Below are 16,917 nucleotides of genomic sequence, written 5' to 3' on the forward strand. Positions count from 1 at the left end.
GCGTTCCACGTGAGCTGTACAACATCGGCCCCACACCCGGCGAATAGCGGGTGAACGGCGTGAGCCGCAGGCGTACGCTGTACAGCTGAACCTGCCGCTCCTGCCGCTCCCCTGCGACGTCGCGGCGTTGACACGTCAGATGGGACGGGGAGTAGAAGTGCTCGAGAGTGTGGGTGCCCTGACCGGCAGCCCATGGATCTACGCGGTGGTCGCCCTCTCGGTGCTCCTGGACGTCTTCCTGCCGGTGCTGCCCAGCGGCGTGCTGGTGATCACCGCCGCCACGGCCGCCGCCGCGAGCACCACCTCCGTCACCGCCACGGCCGCCGCGGGCACCGCCGCCGTCACCGCGGCGGCCGGCGAGGCCTCGCGGCAGGTGCCGTCACTCCTCGTCCTGACGCTGTGCGCCGCGACAGCCTCGGTCCTCGGTGACCTCGTCGCCTACCGGCTCGCCTGGCGCGGCGGCGAACGCCTCGACCGGGCCATCGCGAGGTCCCGCAGACTGACCTCCGCGCAGGAACGTCTCGGCGCCGCGCTGAGCCGGGGCGGCGGCGCGCTCGTCGTCGTAGCCCGCTTCGCGCCCGCGGGCCGCTCCGTGGTCTCCCTCGGTGCGGGCGCCGCTCACCGCAAGGCGAAGGAGTTCCTGCCGTGGTCGGCCGTGGCGGGCGTGGCCTGGGCGGTATACAGCGTGGGCCTCGGCTACTTCGGCGGCCAGTTCCTGGGCGCGAGCTGGCTGGGCACGGCGGTCTCCGTCCTCGCCCTCTTCCTGGCGGGCGCCCTCGCGGCGGTGGTCGTACGCCGGCCCGCGCACGCGGCGCCCGCCCAGCCCGCCGGGGTCACGGCCGGGAGCTGACGGGCCCACTCACCCCGCGGCCACGGGCGACCGGGCCGCGCGGCCCGGCTCAGACCCGCGCGGAGGCGCCCCGCACCTCCAGTCCGTCCAGCAGGCGCCGGGTGGCCTCGGCGATCTCGGCGACGGCACGGTCGAACACCTCCTGGTTGTGCGCGGCGGGCGCACGGAAACCGGAGACCTTGCGCACGTACTGCAGGGCGGCGGCTCTCATCTCCTCCTCGGTGGCCTCTTCGGGGATGGCGGGCGGACGAAGCGTCTTGATGCTGCGGCACATGCCTCCAGTGTGAGGCGTCCCACTGACAACGCATCCGAGAACACCTCTGCCCCCATCGGTCCGCACGATGGATCCGACGGCCTCCCCACCGGTCCGCTTGCGCGACGAACAGCGCGGCCTGCCCGGATGTATCGCCCAACTGACCTTCCAGCGAAGGGTTTTGATCACGGGAAGATCACGTTTGGGGAATTGGGCTGTCGATGGTCTGAACCAGAGGTGAAGCTTGGCCGTCCTCCCCGGGTCGCACCCCGGAGAGGACGGAGGGGCCGGTCCGGCCCCGCGAACGCCCGTCACCTCAGGAGTGATCAATGCGCTCATCCGTCATTATGTCCAAGGCCGCGGCAGTCATCGCCTGCGCCGCCCTGCTGCCGCTCGCCGCCGCACCCTCCGCGTCCGCCGAGGACCCCTCCTCGGGCAAGCGGAGCGGCTTCTCCATCGCCTCCATCGACAGCTACCTGTCAGGAGTACGCCCGGGCTTCTCGTCCAGCAAGACGGACATCGGGACAGCCCCGACGATCATCGACTTCTACAACTGCAGGACGCCTGACCACGGCTATGTCGACGAGTCGACCAAGGTCCAGCTGATCAACTACAACTACACGACGCCGAACGAGTACTGGGAGACCAAGACCTTCACCGCCTGCTTCGACGGCGGCCAGTCGCACGGGGAGTGGTCCGGGAGGAAGGGTGACGACCTCTACTTCCAGATCAAGGCGGTGAACGGAAGCACCAACGGCGCCGGCAGCGGACCCACGCTGTCCGCCACCCGCGTCCACATGTGGTGATCCGGAGCGTTCCGGGGCCCGCGACGAAAGGGCGCGGGCCCCGGCTCGTCCGAGCGGCCCGGGGCAGCTCCCCCCGCACCGGTGTCCGCCGTGGCCCGTCCCGTCCGAAGGGCCCCACCCCACCGTCACCGTAAGAGAGTGCGCACATGCCCATCGGCTTCCGCTCGGCCTCGTTCGGCTACCGCCGCCGCAGTCCGGTCGTCCAGGACTTCACCTTCGCCTTCCCAGCGGGCCGCACCGTGCTCCTGGGGCCCAACGGGGCCGGGAAGTCGACGGTCCTCTCACTGGCCGCCTCCGTGCTCCGGCCGCAGGCCGGCACCGTCACCTACGGAGGGCGGGAGACCAGCAGGCGTTCCACCCTGGCGGAGCACCGCAGGCGGGTCGCCTGGCTGCCGCAGCACATCGAGTCGGTGCCGAGGCTGACCGCACGTGAGCAGGTCGCCTATGTCGGCTGGCTGAAGGGCATGACCCGCAAGGACGCCTGGGACGCCTCCCTCCGGGCCCTCGAACGGGTCGAACTCGGTGAGCTCGCCGACCGGAAGGTCCGCCGCATGTCCGGCGGGCAGCAGCGCAGGGTGGGGGTCGCCCAGTCCCTGGTGCACGAGGCCGAGGTCCTCCTGCTCGACGAGCCGACGGCCGGGATGGACCCCCGCCAGCGGCGGGTCTTCCACGAGATCCTGGGGAGCCTCGACCAGCACGTGCTGCTCTCCACCCACGACGTCGCCGACCTGGAGGACACCTACGACCACGTCGTCGTGCTGGACGGCGGGACCGTCCGCTTCGCCGGCCCGGTGCGCGACTTCCACGCGCTGGCCCCCGCCGGCACCGCCCCTGGACGCCTCGCGGAAGCCGCGTACCACGCCACCGTCCGGGAGGAGGCGTGCGCATAGCGACGGCCCTGCGCACCACCGGCGTCATCTGGATCGCTCCGCTGGTCTTCGGCTGGGTGTGGCTCGTCACGAGCCACGAGGCGTCGAACGAACCGGCCTACTGGGCGGGCAACACCGCCCTGGTCGGACACACCCTCCCCTTCTACGCCCCCGCCTGCGCGGCCTTCGCCGCCTGGGAGGCCGGACGGCTGCGGAAGGCGGGCGTCCACCGTCTCGCGCCCGTGCGGGGCAGGTACAGGATCGCCGCCGGAGTGCTGTGGCCCGTGCTGCTGCTCGGGGTGTCGGCGGTCGCGGTGTGCCTGGCGACCGTGCGAGCCGAGACCGGCGCCGCACACGACTGGCCTCACCTGGGCGTGCTGGCCATGGCAGCCTGCCTCATCGTCGTCCACACGGCCCTGGGGTACGGCCTCGGCATGGTGCTGCCCCGGATCCTGGCCTCCCCGCTGATCCTCGTCGTCGACTACCTGTGCCTCGTGATGCCGGTGACCGTCGTCGACCCGATGTGGCTGCGTGAGCTCACCGGCTGGCTGGGCGCGCCGTACGGTGACGTCACCACCACCATGAACCCGGTGGCTCTCCTCGTACCCGTGGTGCTGGGCGCCGGTGTCCTGGCGGCCGTCCTCGTCTCGGCCGAGATCGCCCGGTGGCGCCGCCCTCGCGCCGTGCGCGTCGGCGCCGCGGCCGTGGCCTCCGTGGTCTGCCTCGGCGTGTTCGCCGTCTCGGCGATCCTTCCCGTACGCGACTGGAACGGCGACCCGCCTTTGCGCGCCCGCACCGACCCGCCCGTGTGCACCGGTTCCTCTCCGAGGATCTGCGTCCCCCTGGAGGCGCGGGACAGCCTGGGTCCGGTCACCGCCGCCGCGGACGAGATCGTCCCGCGGCTCGTGCAGGCCGGCCTCGAAGGGCCGGACGAGCTCGCGTTCGTCTCCGAGGCCGCCGACGTCGACGAGCGGACGTGGAGGCTGTTCCTCTACCGCGACATGGGTGACGTCGACGTCCGGGCAGCCGTCGCGGCGTCGGCGCTGCCGCTGATGCCCGCCTGCCCCACGACGTCGGACACCCGCACCGGTCACGCGGGCGCACTCGCGGCGTGGCTCATGGTGAAGGCCGGCATGGACGCCGGTGAGATCCAGGGCCAGTACGGTCAGAAGCTGGCCGCCGATCCCCGGGTGATGCCCGTGGTGGAGCGTGAGACGAAACGGCCGGCCAGGGAACAGCTCGCCTGGTTCGAGCGCAACGTCGCCCTGCTCAAGCGGTGCGAACCCGCACCGGAGACCATGCCGCTGCCCGGCGGGACGGAGGGCTGATCCGATGCGCATGTGGCTGAAGACGCGACGGGTCCCGGTCCTCGCCGCCACCCTCGTGGCGTACGCCGCGCTCACCGCGGCCGCCGGGGACTCGCTGGTGGATCTGCCCTCCCTGGGCAGCGAGACCGCCCGCCCCCTCGTCCTCTTCGCCCCGCTGCTCGCCTGCATGGGGCTCACCCTCTCCCTGAGCAGCCGGCTCCCCTCCGCCGAGGCCTCGGGCAGCAGGCCCGTCGCCCGCTACGACCAGGCGCTGGTCCTGGCCACGGTCCTGGCGGCGATCGCCGTGGCGTATGCCGTCACGGTGCTCGCCGACGCACCTCTCGCGAACACGGCGGGCCGCAACACCGCCTTCCTGGTCGGGCTGATGCTGTGCGTCCGGCGGGTGGCGGGGCACGAGGTGGCCGCCCTCGCCCCGGTCGCCTGGGTGATCACGATGATGCTCGTCGGAGACGCGGGCGGCGGCGGCCGGCCCCATCCGTGGTCGGTCGTCCTGCTCTCCCCCGACCACCTGCCCGCGGCTCTCACAGCGGCGGTGGCCCTGGCCCTCGGCACGGCGACGAACCCCGCACCGCCCCTGCTCCGCGGGGCCGAGGCGGACTGAGCCGCAGCACCTTCGGACGGGGCCGCTCAGCCGGTGGCCGGCCGGGACGGTGGCCTCACCGGTCGGAACGGACGGCATACGGGACCGCCTGCCCCACACCAGGACGCACGCCGTGCACGAGCGGAAGGCTCACGCCCTCCCGGACGGCTCATGCGTCCACGAGCAGCTCACGCCCTCCCGGACGGCTCACGTTCTCCCGGACGGCTCACGTTCTCCCGGACGGCTCACGTTCTCCCGGACGGCTCACGTTCTCCCGGACGGCTCACGTTCTCACGAACGGCGGGAGGGCGTAGCTTCCGTCGAGCACCGGCCGGTCCGGCAGGTGCAGCCTCATCACCGGGCGGAAGGCGCCGGGCGGCACAGGCACCCAGTTCGCCGCCGCAGTGGTGTCCTCGGGCGGAACGGCGGAGAGCCTCAGCGTCAGCGACCCGTCGGCGCCGTACACCAGGCCGGGGCTCCGGCTACCGACCGCGTACCGTTCACGGGTGTCGGCGACGAGACGGCCGCCGGGGCTGTCGTACACCGTCAGCGACCAGAACGCGCGGACCGGGGGCGGCGGAGCGAGGCGCAGCTCGTAGGCGTGGGCGCCGGTCAGCGGGTGACCGGCCGAGTCCCGTGAGGTCGTCGCGTACACCGCCTCGTACCCGTGCGGCAGGCGGTGTCCTCGACGTACCGCGACGGCTCTGACCAGGTAGGACGCCTCCCGGTCGGTGATCTTCCACTCGGGCGCGGTGAGGGTGCCGACGCCCAGGTGGTCCACGTTGTGGTCCCGTAGATGCTCCAGCGTCCGCCACGCGCCGTGCGGTCCGGCGGGCACGGCCGCGACCCTCCGGGCCGCCTCCTCCACCCGCAGCCGGCCGAGCGCGAGCCCCCGCCCGAGGGCGCGCACGAGTCCGGGTCCGGCCGCGACGTACGGGGAGACCCCCTCCTCCAGGAGCCCCAGCGGCTGGAAGCGGTCCTGGTAGGCGCGGTCGGCGGCCGAAGCCGGGAAGTCGGCCATCCACACCCGGAGTTCCTCGAAGAACCGCAGCTCGCGCGGAACGGCCGACTCGGCGGCGGGGAGCCCCGTCCGGTGCGCCCGGTCGCCCAGGTGCGTGAGCGTGAACTCCTGCTGGAGAGCCCGCACCCGGGGCATGTCCCCGGGGCCGTCGCAGGCGATGTGCCCGATGACGGAGACGACGGAGGTGGGTGCGTCGACGACGCCCGACACCCCCTCGGGCACGGTGCCGGACCATCCGGGCGGCACGATCAGCCAGTCCCCCTCCCCGGTGCCGGTGGCCCGCGGACCGAGGTAGGCGAAGGAGTTGCTCCAGGCGTCCGTGAGACGGAGCACGTAGTACGCCCCTCCGGTGTCGGGGACGTGCAGCCGGACCGGTCCGCCGGACAGGTCGAGCTGGGCGACCGCGTCCACCAGATCGGCCGGGGCGTACGCCACGGGTGTGCCGGGCGTGGCCGGCCCGTCGGCGTGGGCGAAGGCGTTGAACGGCGCGGGGCCCGTCGAACCGCACCCTTCCTGGAGGCAGGACCGGACGGCGGACAGCGTGCGCACGAGCGGCGACCCGTAGACGTACGCGTCGGCTGCCAGCGCCGTGACGACGTCCGGTTCCCTGCCGCCGGGTCCCATGGTCACGTCAGACGACCGGCTTCGCCCGATGGGCGCACAGTGCCCAGATCACGAAGGCGTCGATCGCCACCGAGATGACCGCCCACACCGGCTGGTACGGCAGCCACACGAAGTTGACGATCAGGTTGATCGCCGCCAGTGCGACGCCCACCCCCCACGCCCAGGCCGCGCCCTGCAGGATGCCCCACCCCACGAACACGAGGACCACACCGAGGACCAGGTGGATCCAGCCCCAGGCGGTGACGTCGAACGCGAAGGTGTAGTCGTTGACGCGCGTGTACACCTCGTCGGACGCGATGCCGGCGATCCCTTTCACGACGGCGAGGATTCCGTCCACGAGCAGCAGCACCCCGGCGAACATCACCCCGCCCGTCGCCCAGGGGCCTGCGTCGTCCGGGGACGAGGGCCGCGAGGAACCGGGGGCGGGTGCTGACTGGGCCATGGTCTTCCTCCACTCGACGGACCACCCGCACTGCCGCGGGCAGATCCGACCCTCCGCGACGACCGGCCCGCCCACGATCCCTACGCATCCGTCCGGGTGAAGGCGGGGCCCTCCGCGATCGGCCGGCGGGCCGATCTGCCCGGGGCTCACCCCCAGGTGTCGAGGTCACCGCCCCGCCACTCGATCAGCTCCGGCTGGTCGAGATCGATCTCCTCGGCCCCTCCGTGAAGGCCGGCGTCCCGCAGGAAGGACGCTACGTCCCCACGCCCGTGCGCCAGCCCCACGATCTGCCCACGCACGGTGACCCTCCGGCCGCCGTTGGCCGAGGGCGGATACACGATCACGGGTGGATGTCCGGACATGCCTCCACGGTCCCCCGGGGCCCGCTCGCTCGCATCCCGGGCCCGCCGCGGGGCGAGCCCACGCCTGCGGGCTTTTCCGGCCCTCTTTCCGTACCACCTCCGGCCTTCCCGGCCCTCCCGGCTTCCCGGCCTCTCGGCCTCCCGGCCCCCCGCCCTATTTCTCGGCCTCCCGGCTCCCGGCCCCCGGCCCCCGTCCTCCGGCCTTCCCGGTCCTTCCGTCCGGACGCCACGTGTCGCCAGTGGGCCCGCGCTAGGGTCTCCGGCATGAGTGCCGCCATAGCCGCGATGATCACCGCGGTCTTCGGTGTGCTCGGCACACTGTTCGCCCCGGTGATCACGAGCCGTGCGGCCCGGAGGCAGCGCTCGGCCGACCTCCGGGCGGAGGAGGAGCGGCGTTTCCTGGACGACCGGCGTGCCTCGTACATCGCGATGAACCGGGCCACCGGCCACTTCCACACGCTCCTCAAGGACGCGCTGCACCGCGTGCGCGACGGGGTCTACACCGAGGAGGACCGGACCGCGCTCGAGGAGGCCCGGCGCGATTACCGGGACCGCTATGCCGAGGCCCAGATGATCGTCCCCGGCACCGTCCTCGCCGCGTCCAGGGCTCTGAACGCCGTCCTGGCCGGAGTGGACGCCGCCCTCAAGCGCGTCGACCGCGGGGTGCCCCGCGACGGCGAGACGGCGGAACGGCTGCTCGTGGACGTCAGGGCCGCCGATCCGCGACTCGCGGTCCTGCACCGCGTGATGCGTGAAAGCCTCGGCATCCGCGACTGACCCGGCGCGGGCACTGCACGACGACGTCACGATCACGGTTCGGGACGTCACGATCACGGTTCGGACGGACCGGAGCGGAGGAACCGGTGAGGGCAGGCAGCAGCCGCGGAGTGCTGGGAGTGGTGGGTACGGCGGCCGACGGGGTCGAGCAACTGCGTACCGGCCTGGTCGAACCGGCCGTCGCCCTGGGGTGGCAGGTCGCCGTCACCCTCACCCCGACCGCCGGCCGGTGGCTGAGGGCCGCCGGAGAGCTGGACAGACTGGAGGCTCTCACCGGGCTGCCCGTACGCGACACCCCCCGGCTGCCGGCCGAGCCCCGTCCCCACCCGGTCGCCGACCGCTGGGTCGTGGCACCGGCGAGCGCGAACTACGTGGCCAAGCTCGCCCTGGGCATCGCGGACAACCAGGCCCTCACCCAGGTGAGCGAGGCCCTGGGGACGATCGGTGTGCCCGTCGTGCTGTTCCCTCGCGTCAACGCGGCGCACACCCGGCACCCGGCGTGGCAGGGACACATCGTGACACTCCGCGGGGCGGGTGTCGAACTGGTCCACGGTCCGGACGTCTTCCCCCTGTACGAGCCCCGGCAGGGGCCGGGCGACCGTGGACTCCCCTGGGCTACGATCCTCGACCACGTGGGCATCCCGGCGGCTGATCCGGGGCGCGGACCGGTGGGCGGGGTGGAGAGATGACGGGCAGAGTCACCGCGGTGAGCAGCAATCCCTCGTACTCGTTCAGCAAGCCGCGCCGCGCGTCCGTGACCCTGCTGGCGGGCCTGGGCGTCGAGGGCGACGTCCACGCGGGCCGGACGATCCGCCACCAGTTCCGCATGACCTACGAACCCGACCTGCCCAACCTGCGCCAGGTGCACCTGATGCACGAGGAGCTCTTCGACGAACTCGCCCTCAAGGGCTACTCCGTCGCCCCGGGCGATCTGGGCGAGAACATCACCACACGGGGCATCGATCTCCTCTCCCTCCCCACGGGCGCCCTGCTGCACCTCGGCGAGCACGCGGTCGTCGAGGTCACAGGTCTGCGCAACCCGTGCTCGAAGATCAACGACTTCCGGACCGGCCTGCTCGGTGAGGTCTTCGCCCTCGACCCGGTGTCGGGGGACTTCACCTTCAAATCCGGCATCATGGCCGTGGTCCGCACCGGCGGCCCGGTGTGCCCGCAGGACACCGTCCAGGTCGAACTCCCGCCGGGCCCGCACCGCCCGCTGGAGCGCGTCTGAGAGGGTGCGGCGGGCGAATGCCGTACGGCGGGACGCTCGAAGCCACAGCTCCGCGCGTGGCGGAGCGATGAGTCCCACGTCTGTCGGCAGTCTTTACCTCCGAAGGCCGAACCACCACATGCCCGACATGCCGCAGCGAGGGCCATCGCACCGGAGGAACCGTCATGACCGCCACCTACACGTTCGACATCTTCTCGAGCCTCGACGGCTTCGGCGCCGCAGGCGGCGACTGGACCGGCTACTGGGGCAAGCAGGGCCCGGAACTCCTGGACCACCGCCTCTCCCTGTACGACACGGAGCAGCGGATGGTCTTCGGCGCCAACACCTACCGGCTGTTCGCGCGGATGCTCGCCGAGAGCACGGACGACTCCGATGTGCGCGACCCCTGGGTCACCCGCATGCGGAACCTCCCCGCGACGGTCGTTTCCTCCACCCTGGAGGGCCCCCTCGACTGGCCGGACGCGCACATCGCCAAGGGCGACGCGGTCGACGTCGTGACGCGCCTCAAGAACGACTCGGACGTGCCCCTGCGCTCGCACGGCAGCCTGGCGATGAACCGGGCGCTGATGGCGGCCGGCCTCGTCGACCGCGTACAGGTGACCCTCTTCCCCGTGATCACCGGGAAGTCCGGCCTGGACCCGGTCTTCGAGGGTGCCGCGGACTTCGACCTCGAACTGATCGAGCACCACACGCTCGACGGCCACATCCAGGAACTCCACTACCGGCCCACGCTGCACACCTGAGCCCGGCCCGCGAATCCGCTGCCCGGCTGCCGACGGCCGGTGCGATTCGCAACGGACGGCCTCGGTCGACCGTCGTGACTGTCGCCCAGGCGGATCGTCAGCTCGTGGGAGCAGGGTGAACGCGGTGATCTGTCGGACGCTGAGTGGGAACAGTTGCAGCCGCTCCTACCCGTCAGCAACGGTCGATGCGGGCGGCGGCGCGACCACCGCCAGGTGATCGACGGGATTGTGCACCCGGTGCGGACCGGGGTGCACCGGCGCGATCTGCCGGAGCGGTCCGGGCTGTGGAACACGGTCTACGAGCGTCATCGGCTCAGGTTCAAGTCGAGTGCGGAAGCCCGGCCGATTGCGGCAAACAGGATGAGCGGCAGCTCTTTGTCGGCCTGGCCGAGTGCCAGCGCCAGCCAACGACCGCTGTCGGGAAGCGGCCACACCTGCATGCACACGACCTGTTGGCTGAGGTAGTTGATCGGCTCCGGCACCGGCTCTCCCTCGCAGCCGGCACTCAGATACGGCCAGAGGTCCACGACCGACGCTTCGCCCCATCGAGCCGTCAGGCGTGCGGCCAGGTCGTCGAGGCAGGCCCGCAGGTCGGCTTCGGCCTCGATCCAGGCCTGGCCGTCGTCGTCATCCCAGAACTCACGACTGATCTGCAGCCAGCGCACATGGTGCTCCGGTCCACCTTCCCCTGAGGCGTCGGCATAGGTCGCCTCCGGGAACGGCAGCACGGCCAACGCGTCAATCGTCGAGAGGTACTCCTCGGTGGTCATGGACGCAGGTTATGGGACCGCGAGGACGACCGCCGGGACCGTACACCGACCTGTGATCGGCCGGACAGCTCCTGGTGTTGAGCCCAGATCAGGCCCTCTCGCCACTCTCCCGACCATCGCGACCGGGGCTCTGGGCAGGGCGGAATCATGAGCGCAGGACCCCGACGGCCACCGGAGAGCGCATCGAGCAGATCGAGTGCCTGAACCTGCGGAGAGGGTTTCTGCTCTCAGTGCGACCCAGCCGAGAGACTGCCGTCAGCCACTACCGTCAAACGCCCCCGCAGCGGCTCGCTGCGGGGGCGTTCTGGCTGGTGGGCGCGGACGGTTTCGAACCGCCGACATCTGCTTTGTAAGCCTGGCAACGGTCTCTGAGTCGTCACCGCAGCTCAGTCTGTCTGTGTGCCGCGCGGGCTGTCACCAGCTGCTGACGCCGTGACGTTCCCCAAATGACCGTGACTGACCGCTCGATCTGGCACGCATCTGGCACGCGTGCCTAGAGCTCAACACGCTCGCTCACGACGTCGTCACCGGGCTCCCCATAGCGCAGCTCAACGTGTGCCGGCCGAAACGGAAGCACCCGCAACCCAGGTTCCATCACTCGGAACAGAGCCTCGGCATCAGGACCATAGGCGTAGATCACAACCTCTCCCCCGCCGAACTCATTGCCGTCGACCTCACCAACACCAGCGGCTGCAACCGCGGCCTCGATGGACCGCTCGGCTTCAAAGACCAAGGACCTCTGGTCAGGTTCACCGAAGTCGTCGCCGCCCAACTGGAAGCGAGCGATCACGGCGTGTTCCGGAGTCTCGTCCGGCGAGTCAAAGAGCGTGTCCTGCATGGCCACACCCTCCCACCAGGCTCTGACAGTCGGTCCCCGGGCCGGGGGTTCCGAGCGAACGGCGCTCGGAGGAGATACCTGACTTGCAAGTTCGGCCGGACGGTCGAGCACCAGGGCGGGCCCTGCCACAGCTGCCGTCCAAGGTTCTCCGGGACTGCCGCTGTCTGCTGCCTGTGAGCAGTGGATGTCAGCTCACAGGTTCGGCTTCGATGGGCCCGTATGCGCCTCGGCCGACGACAGTTGTTGAACTGTTGGCGCCCCAGCGCCGGTGTCTGGTTCCGCCCGGCACTGAGGTGATCACCACGGCGGACCGTCAGCTGGCCTCTTGGGACAATCAGCCGTCGAAGCGGTTCCAGTCGATAGGGAGGCCGGCCAGCGGGTCCAGGGCGCTTCGGTGGGTGGCGCCGGCCCAGACATCGAATGCTTCGCCGTCCTCGCTGCTGACGTGCACGACGAGGCCGGGGGCCACGTAGAAGTGGGTGGGTGCCCAGGGCCAGAAGGGACGCAGGGGGACAGGGTGCAGCGCTTCTGTGAGTTGCTCGACCTGTGGTGCAGTGAGTTTGCGGGGCAGGGCGAGGTATTCGGCGCCCATGGAGGCCTCGAAGAGGGAGAACTGGATCAGGAAGCCGCTGAGCGGTTCCTGTTCGGCGATCGGCTCCTCGTCGAATTCACGGAACCAGACAGTCGGATCGGCTTCAGGTCCCTCAAGCGTCCACAGGAGTGACCAGAAGAAGCCTCCTTGGTTCTCGACGCCGAAGACGAGCATCTCCCCGAGACGGTCGGTGTGCAGGTCTGGCTCGGGCAGGATCCTGTTCTGGATTCCGAGGGCACCCGGCCGCTGCTTCGCGAGCCGGTACAGCTGTCTCAGCCCATCGGGAAGGCGTGACGCGGAGCCGCTGGTAGGCGAGTCGGTGGCGTCCACGGTCGGGTACCAGCCGGTGACGAACTGCTCAAGAGCTGCCGCATGGTCACCGTTCACATTCCCCAGCCACTCCAAGTCCGGCAAGTGCTCAGGTGGAAGTGGTGGGCGCACTCGGTTGAGGAGTTCTCTGCTCAAGGGTGCGTCGAAGCGCAGTTCACAGTCGGTGAGAACGCCATCGGAGGTGCCAGCCTGGCTCATCTGGGCGGTCCCCAGGTACAAAACTTCACCTCCGACGCGGACCGCGATGTGGATCGACAACGAGCCTTCGTCCACACCCCAGGGCGCCCCCATGAGTCGCTCTGTGACTGGCCCCGGTGCGGGCCCGATCAAGCGGACCTCCTCAGCGCTCCACACACCGCTTTTGGCGGGTGCGGCACTCGCTTCCGCAATGATCAACATTCCGGCCGGGCCTATGACGACACTGGCACCGCCCACCGCGAAGCGTCTGGGTACTACCGAGCCGCCGACGAGCACGGGTACGTAGTCCCGATCGAACACCAGCGCTGGAATTACAGCGGGAACCTGATCATTCATTCCCGCATCATCCTCGACCACGACCGGTCGCCCCTCAACGCCCCGCACCGAACCCGCTTCCGACACCGCCTCCAAGGCTGACAGGCGAGTGGGTTCGTCATCTCTCCGCTCCCGGAATCCGCGAACCCACGCGTTTCCGACCTCGACGACTTCAAGAACCTCAACGACTCCCACGGCCACGCCGCCGGGGACTTCGCCCTGGTCGTCACCGCCGAACGCCTCGCCGCATGGTGCGGCCGCAACGGCATCGCCGGACGCCTCGGCGGAGACGAATTCGTCGCCATCGCCCGCCAGGCCCCAGACCTGGAGAGCCTCCAAGCCGCCCTGAATCAGCCCGTGGCCTACGGCGGACACCGGCTCCCGGTCTTCGTGTCCGTCGGCTCCTGCCACATGAAAGACCTGCCGGTCCGCAACCTCTCCGACGCGCTCGCCACCGCCGACAGCGCGATGTACGCGGCCAAGGGAACATCCGGCCGACGCGGCCCCCGCACGCTCAACCGCTGATCTCCGCTCTGACCGGCCTCCGGACGGCGCACAAGCCGCCAAGCATCGCCGCCGCCCGGACGGTCCGGCCCCTTCCAACCGCAATCGAAAGGACCACCATCATGGCCCAGCACAGCCCTGCCCCGACGCGCATCTGCCCGGACTGCGACGGCTTCCCCGCCGTCGCCATCGACACCGGCACCCTCCTCGACGACGGCACCCGAGCCACCCTCACCGTCACCTGCCTCCCCTGCCACGGCACCGGCACCACCCGCACCACCGCGGCCCCGGCCCCGGTCGTCCAGCGGGAGCACGCGTGACGGACACGATCCTCACGGGTCTGGACCCGGCCACCCTCGGCGACCTGCTGCGGGTGGCCGGGTCCACCGGCTTCGACCGCTGGCAAGACCAGATCCGCCGCACCGGCGGCTGCTCCGACCCCATCCACCTCTCCGGCTGGACCCTCACCAAGGACAAGACCACCGGCCAGACCCTGCACCACTACTCCACCGAAACCGAGCCCGGCGGACACCTCCGCGGCGCCTGCGGCAACCGCCGCGCCTCCCGCTGCCCGGCCTGCGCCTGGACCTACTCCGCCGACACCTACCACCTGATCCGCGCCGGACTCGCGGGCGACCAGGACAAGGACGTCCCCACCACCGTCCGCGACCACCCCCGCGTCTTCGCCACGCTCACCGCCCCGTCCTTCGGCCCCGTCCACAACCGCCCCGACACCGGCCGTTGCCGCTGCGGCACCACCCACGGCATCGACGATGACACCCTCGGCACGCCGCTCGACCCGGACTCCTACGACTACGCGGGGGCGGTCCTTTTCAACAACCACGCCGGGAATCTGTGGCAGCGCTTCACCAACCGGCTCCGCCGCGAGATCGCCGCCCGCGCCGGCCTCACCCAACGCGAACTCAAAGAAACCGCACGGGTGTCGTACGGCAAGGTCGCCGAGTTCCAAAAGCGCGGCGCCGTCCACTTCCACGCCGTCATCCGCCTCGACGGCCCAGACGGAGCCGACAGCCCGCCACCCTCCTGGGCCTCCGTGCAGCTGCTCGACGACTCCATCCGCGCCGCCGTCGCGCACGCCTACACGACCATCACCGTCCCGGCCGCCGCTGGCCAACCCACCCGCGAACTTCGCTGGGGCACCCAGCTCGATATCCGCCCCATTCGCGCCTTCGACGCTGGGACTGACATCACCGAACAGGCCGTTGCCTCCTACGTCGCCAAGTACGCCACCAAGGCCGCCGAGACGACCGGCACCGTCGACCGCCGCGTCGGCAACCGTGAGGCCCTGGTCCTCCTCGATGTGCCCGACCACCCGCGCCGTCTCATCGAAGCCTGCTTCGACCTCGATCCGCTTTACCCAGATCGGCGGCTGAGGGCCTGGGCCCACATGCTCGGCTTCCGCGGTCACTTCTCCTCCAAGTCCCGCCGCTACTCGACCACCCTCGGCGCACTCCGCCAGATCCGAGCCGACTACCGCGCCGCCCAGCAGCGCGAGGAACTCGGCCTGCCCGACCCCGACCAGGACCCAACCGTCCTCGTCCTCACCGACTGGCAGTACGCCGGACAAGGCCACAGCCCCGGCGAATCGATCCTCGCCGCCTCAATCGCCAGAGACCTCCAACACAACCGAGAAACCGCACGCGAAGCCCTCGCCCTGGAAGGAGACATCGCCGCATGACTGACCGACTGCTCACGACTTGCACGATCTGCGCCACACCGGGAACACCCTCGCCGCAACCGGCGGCGCGACCACCCGTGAGCTGATGCAGCGGATGGGGCACTCTTCGGTGCGTGCCGCGCTGATTTATCAGCACCTGGTGAACGGCCGTGACCACGCCATCGCGGCGCACGTCGATGAGCAGATCCGGAAGGTCCGGCCGGCAGGGTCCGATGAAGCATCTGGCACGTGACTGGCACGACGCCTCTCCCCCGCCCTCGCGGCTGAGGAACGAACAAGGCCCAGGCTCCCGGTTCTGTACCGGGTGACCTGGGCCTTCGTCGTGCTACCTACTGGTGGGCGCGGACGGTTTCGAACCGCCGACATCTGCTTTGTAAGTTCGATCAGCTCTATCTACCGACAGCCTGAGCGCGGTTGTTCGGTCGCCGGTCGGTGCTCAGTCAGCCTTGCCCGTTCGCTGATGTCCGGCGGCGTTGATGTCAGCTGGTGATGTCAGGCCAGAGGGTGTTCGTCCGGCCGAGGGGCCCGCACGAACTGGGTGCACCGCTCGTCACAGGCGCCCATGGCATGAAAGTTCCGCCGCGCTTCGGTGAGGCTCAGGAGTCCGTTTGGCCCGCCTCGAATCCGATCTGCGTCGTGGTCGTCCTGCCCGTCGTCCTCCCAGAAGCACACGGAACAGATCTCGAAGTTGCCGCGATCGTCGAGCGTGACAAAGCCGCAGCAAGGACAGCGGTATGGGCCGCCGTCGACCGTCCCGTGGATGTTGACGAAAGGAGTGACCACGGCTGCATCCTGCCCTGCCGTAGCAGTCCACCGCGACCCTATAGATGCGAACTATGGGCCGGCCGGTCGCTGAGGTCCACTCGGCTGCTCAGACGGTCTTGGGGCTGCTGGCGGTTGGGTCCAGCCCGGCTGGTTGCTGTACTCCGCTGCTGTACGGCACGGGCCACCGCTTTAGGAGCGAGGTGGGCGAGTTGGTGTCTGACCTGCGAGGTGACGACTTCGGCGTCTGCCTGCTGTCGTCCCTGCCGGCAACCGAAGTTCCCCGTGAGTCCCCGCCCTATCTGGCGCGGTTGTGGCACGGGGGACTTCTGATCCGTAGCTCTAGCCAGAACGGTCAGCGACGGCCATACCGGCCGCTACGAGGCCCCGAAGAGACGGTAGCGGACGGGGACGGTTGCTGTGGTTGCGGTACGGCGCTGCTGTACCGCAAAGTCGGTGCTGCTAGAACCGGCACGCACGATGGTTCACCGTTCGAAATGCTTGAGGTTGGAGAGCCGTGGATCTGACAGAGTCCCTCGACAAGGCCGTGGCCGCCCTAAAAGCTCCGCTGGAGCAACTTGACCGTGAGCAGGGCTGGACTGATGACCTGCGGCGGGAGATCCAGGAAGAGATCTCGATCAACCGCTCGACGCTGCGGCGCCATGGGCGTTGGACAGTCAGGTACCTGCGGCCCCGCCTCGATGAGTGGATGGCGCGCGAGGCCGTGCAGCCGGGACGCCTCCGCGATGTGGTCATGGAAGTGCAGACTCTCATCACTGAGGCGCACGATGCGGCCCGCCCGCGATGATGATCTCGAAAACCGTCGTGGCAGCAATGTCACCGTGGGTTCAAATCCCACACCCACCGCAGATGAACGGCCCCTGACCGGGTGAATCGGTCGGGGGCCGCTGTCAAGCCCCGGGTTTTGTGGAGAGTGAGTTAGCTGGTTTTCTGGAGTGACGCCGGGGGTTGGGCCGCGTAGTGGGCGGCTTCGTGTTCGGCGGGGGTGACGTGGCCGAGCTC

20 protein-coding genes and 2 pseudogenes are annotated in these 16,917 nt (G+C 70.3%); 15 read left to right on the forward strand and 7 right to left on the reverse strand.

Features of this window, described 5'->3' with window-relative positions:
• The first annotated feature begins 157 nt into the window (after window positions 1-157).
• Entirely contained in the window at window positions 158-850 is a 693-nt protein-coding gene (locus ACFXOA_RS12045) for a DedA family protein (protein WP_385025475.1), read from the forward strand.
• Between the two features lie 49 nt (window positions 851-899).
• Here ACFXOA_RS12045 and ACFXOA_RS12050 read toward each other — a convergent pair whose 3' ends face one another.
• A complete protein-coding gene (locus ACFXOA_RS12050) occupies window positions 900-1,124 on the reverse strand; it encodes a DUF2277 domain-containing protein (protein WP_385025478.1) in 225 nt (74 codons plus the stop codon).
• A gap of 326 nt (window positions 1,125-1,450) precedes the next feature.
• Between ACFXOA_RS12050 and ACFXOA_RS12055 the strand changes: the two genes are divergently transcribed.
• The 4 genes from ACFXOA_RS12055 to ACFXOA_RS12070 all read left to right on the forward strand — a co-directional run bounded on the left by ACFXOA_RS12055 (window position 1,451) and on the right by ACFXOA_RS12070 (window position 4,707).
• Window positions 1,451-1,909 (forward strand): hypothetical protein, encoded by a 459-nt coding sequence (locus tag ACFXOA_RS12055; protein ID WP_385025481.1) that lies wholly within the window; start codon window positions 1,451-1,453, stop codon window positions 1,907-1,909.
• Between the two features lie 146 nt (window positions 1,910-2,055).
• Entirely contained in the window at window positions 2,056-2,799 is a 744-nt protein-coding gene (locus ACFXOA_RS12060) for an ABC transporter ATP-binding protein (protein ID WP_385025484.1), read from the forward strand.
• Entirely contained in the window at window positions 2,790-4,106 is a 1,317-nt protein-coding gene (locus tag ACFXOA_RS12065) for a hypothetical protein (RefSeq protein WP_385025487.1), read from the forward strand. Before ACFXOA_RS12060 ends, ACFXOA_RS12065 begins: the two co-directional genes overlap by 10 nt.
• 4 nt (window positions 4,107-4,110) lie before the next feature.
• Entirely contained in the window at window positions 4,111-4,707 is a 597-nt protein-coding gene (locus tag ACFXOA_RS12070) for a hypothetical protein (RefSeq protein ID WP_385025491.1), read from the forward strand.
• A gap of 262 nt (window positions 4,708-4,969) precedes the next feature.
• On the opposite strand, the gene ACFXOA_RS12075 is transcribed toward ACFXOA_RS12070, so the two are convergent.
• The 3 genes from ACFXOA_RS12075 to ACFXOA_RS12085 form a co-directional block, all read right to left on the reverse strand.
• Window positions 4,970-6,331: a DUF1254 domain-containing protein gene (locus ACFXOA_RS12075; protein ID WP_385025547.1), complete on the reverse strand. Its 1,362-nt coding sequence runs from the start codon at window positions 6,329-6,331 to the stop codon at window positions 4,970-4,972.
• 7 nt (window positions 6,332-6,338) lie between these two features.
• The gene (locus tag ACFXOA_RS12080; RefSeq protein ID WP_385025494.1) at window positions 6,339-6,773 is read right to left on the reverse strand and encodes a hypothetical protein; all 435 of its coding nucleotides are present in this window, start codon (window positions 6,771-6,773) and stop codon (window positions 6,339-6,341) included.
• Window positions 6,774-6,919: 146 nt separating this feature from the next.
• Window positions 6,920-7,135, reverse strand: coding sequence for a hypothetical protein (locus ACFXOA_RS12085; RefSeq protein WP_385025497.1), 216 nt, complete (start codon window positions 7,133-7,135; stop codon window positions 6,920-6,922).
• A gap of 264 nt (window positions 7,136-7,399) precedes the next feature.
• Here ACFXOA_RS12085 and ACFXOA_RS12090 point away from each other — a divergent pair, with 264 nt between their 5' ends.
• From ACFXOA_RS12090 to ACFXOA_RS12110, 5 genes and pseudogenes are all read left to right on the forward strand, one after another.
• Window positions 7,400-7,912: a hypothetical protein gene (locus ACFXOA_RS12090; RefSeq protein WP_385025500.1), complete on the forward strand. Its 513-nt coding sequence runs from the start codon at window positions 7,400-7,402 to the stop codon at window positions 7,910-7,912.
• Between the two features lie 86 nt (window positions 7,913-7,998).
• On the forward strand, window positions 7,999-8,601 hold the full coding sequence (locus tag ACFXOA_RS12095) for a flavoprotein (protein WP_385025503.1): 603 nt from the start codon (window positions 7,999-8,001) through the stop codon (window positions 8,599-8,601).
• Entirely contained in the window at window positions 8,598-9,143 is a 546-nt protein-coding gene (locus ACFXOA_RS12100) for an MOSC domain-containing protein (protein WP_385025506.1), read from the forward strand. The genes ACFXOA_RS12095 and ACFXOA_RS12100 overlap by 4 nt, the downstream gene beginning before the upstream one ends.
• Before the next feature lie 164 nt (window positions 9,144-9,307).
• Window positions 9,308-9,886, forward strand: a complete 579-nt coding sequence (locus ACFXOA_RS12105) for a dihydrofolate reductase family protein (protein WP_385025509.1) — start codon at window positions 9,308-9,310, stop codon at window positions 9,884-9,886.
• Between the two features lie 93 nt (window positions 9,887-9,979).
• Window positions 9,980-10,198: pseudogene (locus ACFXOA_RS12110) on the forward strand (transposase); the annotation flags it as partial.
• Here the strand turns inward: ACFXOA_RS12110 and ACFXOA_RS12115 are convergent.
• Complete coding sequence (locus ACFXOA_RS12115; protein ID WP_385025512.1) at window positions 10,192-10,656, reverse strand: hypothetical protein; 465 nt, start codon at window positions 10,654-10,656, stop codon at window positions 10,192-10,194. The pseudogene ACFXOA_RS12110 and the gene ACFXOA_RS12115 overlap by 7 nt on opposite strands.
• A gap of 493 nt (window positions 10,657-11,149) precedes the next feature.
• Window positions 11,150-11,494, reverse strand: a complete 345-nt coding sequence (locus ACFXOA_RS12120) for a hypothetical protein (RefSeq protein WP_385025516.1) — start codon at window positions 11,492-11,494, stop codon at window positions 11,150-11,152.
• Between the two features lie 1,555 nt (window positions 11,495-13,049).
• Between ACFXOA_RS12120 and ACFXOA_RS12125 the strand changes: the two genes are divergently transcribed.
• The 4 genes and pseudogenes from ACFXOA_RS12125 to ACFXOA_RS12140 all read left to right on the forward strand — a co-directional run.
• Window positions 13,050-13,454: a GGDEF domain-containing protein gene (locus ACFXOA_RS12125; protein ID WP_385025550.1), complete on the forward strand. Its 405-nt coding sequence runs from the start codon at window positions 13,050-13,052 to the stop codon at window positions 13,452-13,454.
• 101 nt (window positions 13,455-13,555) lie between these two features.
• A complete protein-coding gene (locus ACFXOA_RS12130; protein WP_385025519.1) occupies window positions 13,556-13,753 on the forward strand; it encodes a hypothetical protein in 198 nt (65 codons plus the stop codon).
• Window positions 13,750-15,132 (forward strand): replication initiator protein RepSA, encoded by a 1,383-nt coding sequence (repSA, locus tag ACFXOA_RS12135; RefSeq protein WP_385025522.1) that lies wholly within the window; start codon window positions 13,750-13,752, stop codon window positions 15,130-15,132. Before ACFXOA_RS12130 ends, repSA begins: the two co-directional genes overlap by 4 nt.
• A 22-nt stretch (window positions 15,133-15,154) precedes the next feature.
• A pseudogene (locus tag ACFXOA_RS12140) lies at window positions 15,155-15,364 on the forward strand (site-specific integrase); the annotation flags it as partial.
• A 260-nt stretch (window positions 15,365-15,624) separates the two neighbouring features.
• Here the strand turns inward: ACFXOA_RS12140 and ACFXOA_RS12145 are convergent.
• The gene (locus tag ACFXOA_RS12145) at window positions 15,625-15,915 is read right to left on the reverse strand and encodes a CPCC family cysteine-rich protein (protein ID WP_385025525.1); all 291 of its coding nucleotides are present in this window, start codon (window positions 15,913-15,915) and stop codon (window positions 15,625-15,627) included.
• A 496-nt stretch (window positions 15,916-16,411) separates the two neighbouring features.
• Between ACFXOA_RS12145 and ACFXOA_RS12150 the strand changes: the two genes are divergently transcribed.
• On the forward strand, window positions 16,412-16,702 hold the full coding sequence (locus ACFXOA_RS12150; protein ID WP_385025528.1) for a hypothetical protein: 291 nt from the start codon (window positions 16,412-16,414) through the stop codon (window positions 16,700-16,702).
• Window positions 16,703-16,917 lie beyond the last annotated feature (215 nt).

The organism is Streptomyces sp. NPDC059166 (genome assembly GCF_042755185.1).
Classification (GTDB): Bacteria; Actinomycetota; Actinomycetes; order Streptomycetales; family Streptomycetaceae; genus Streptomyces.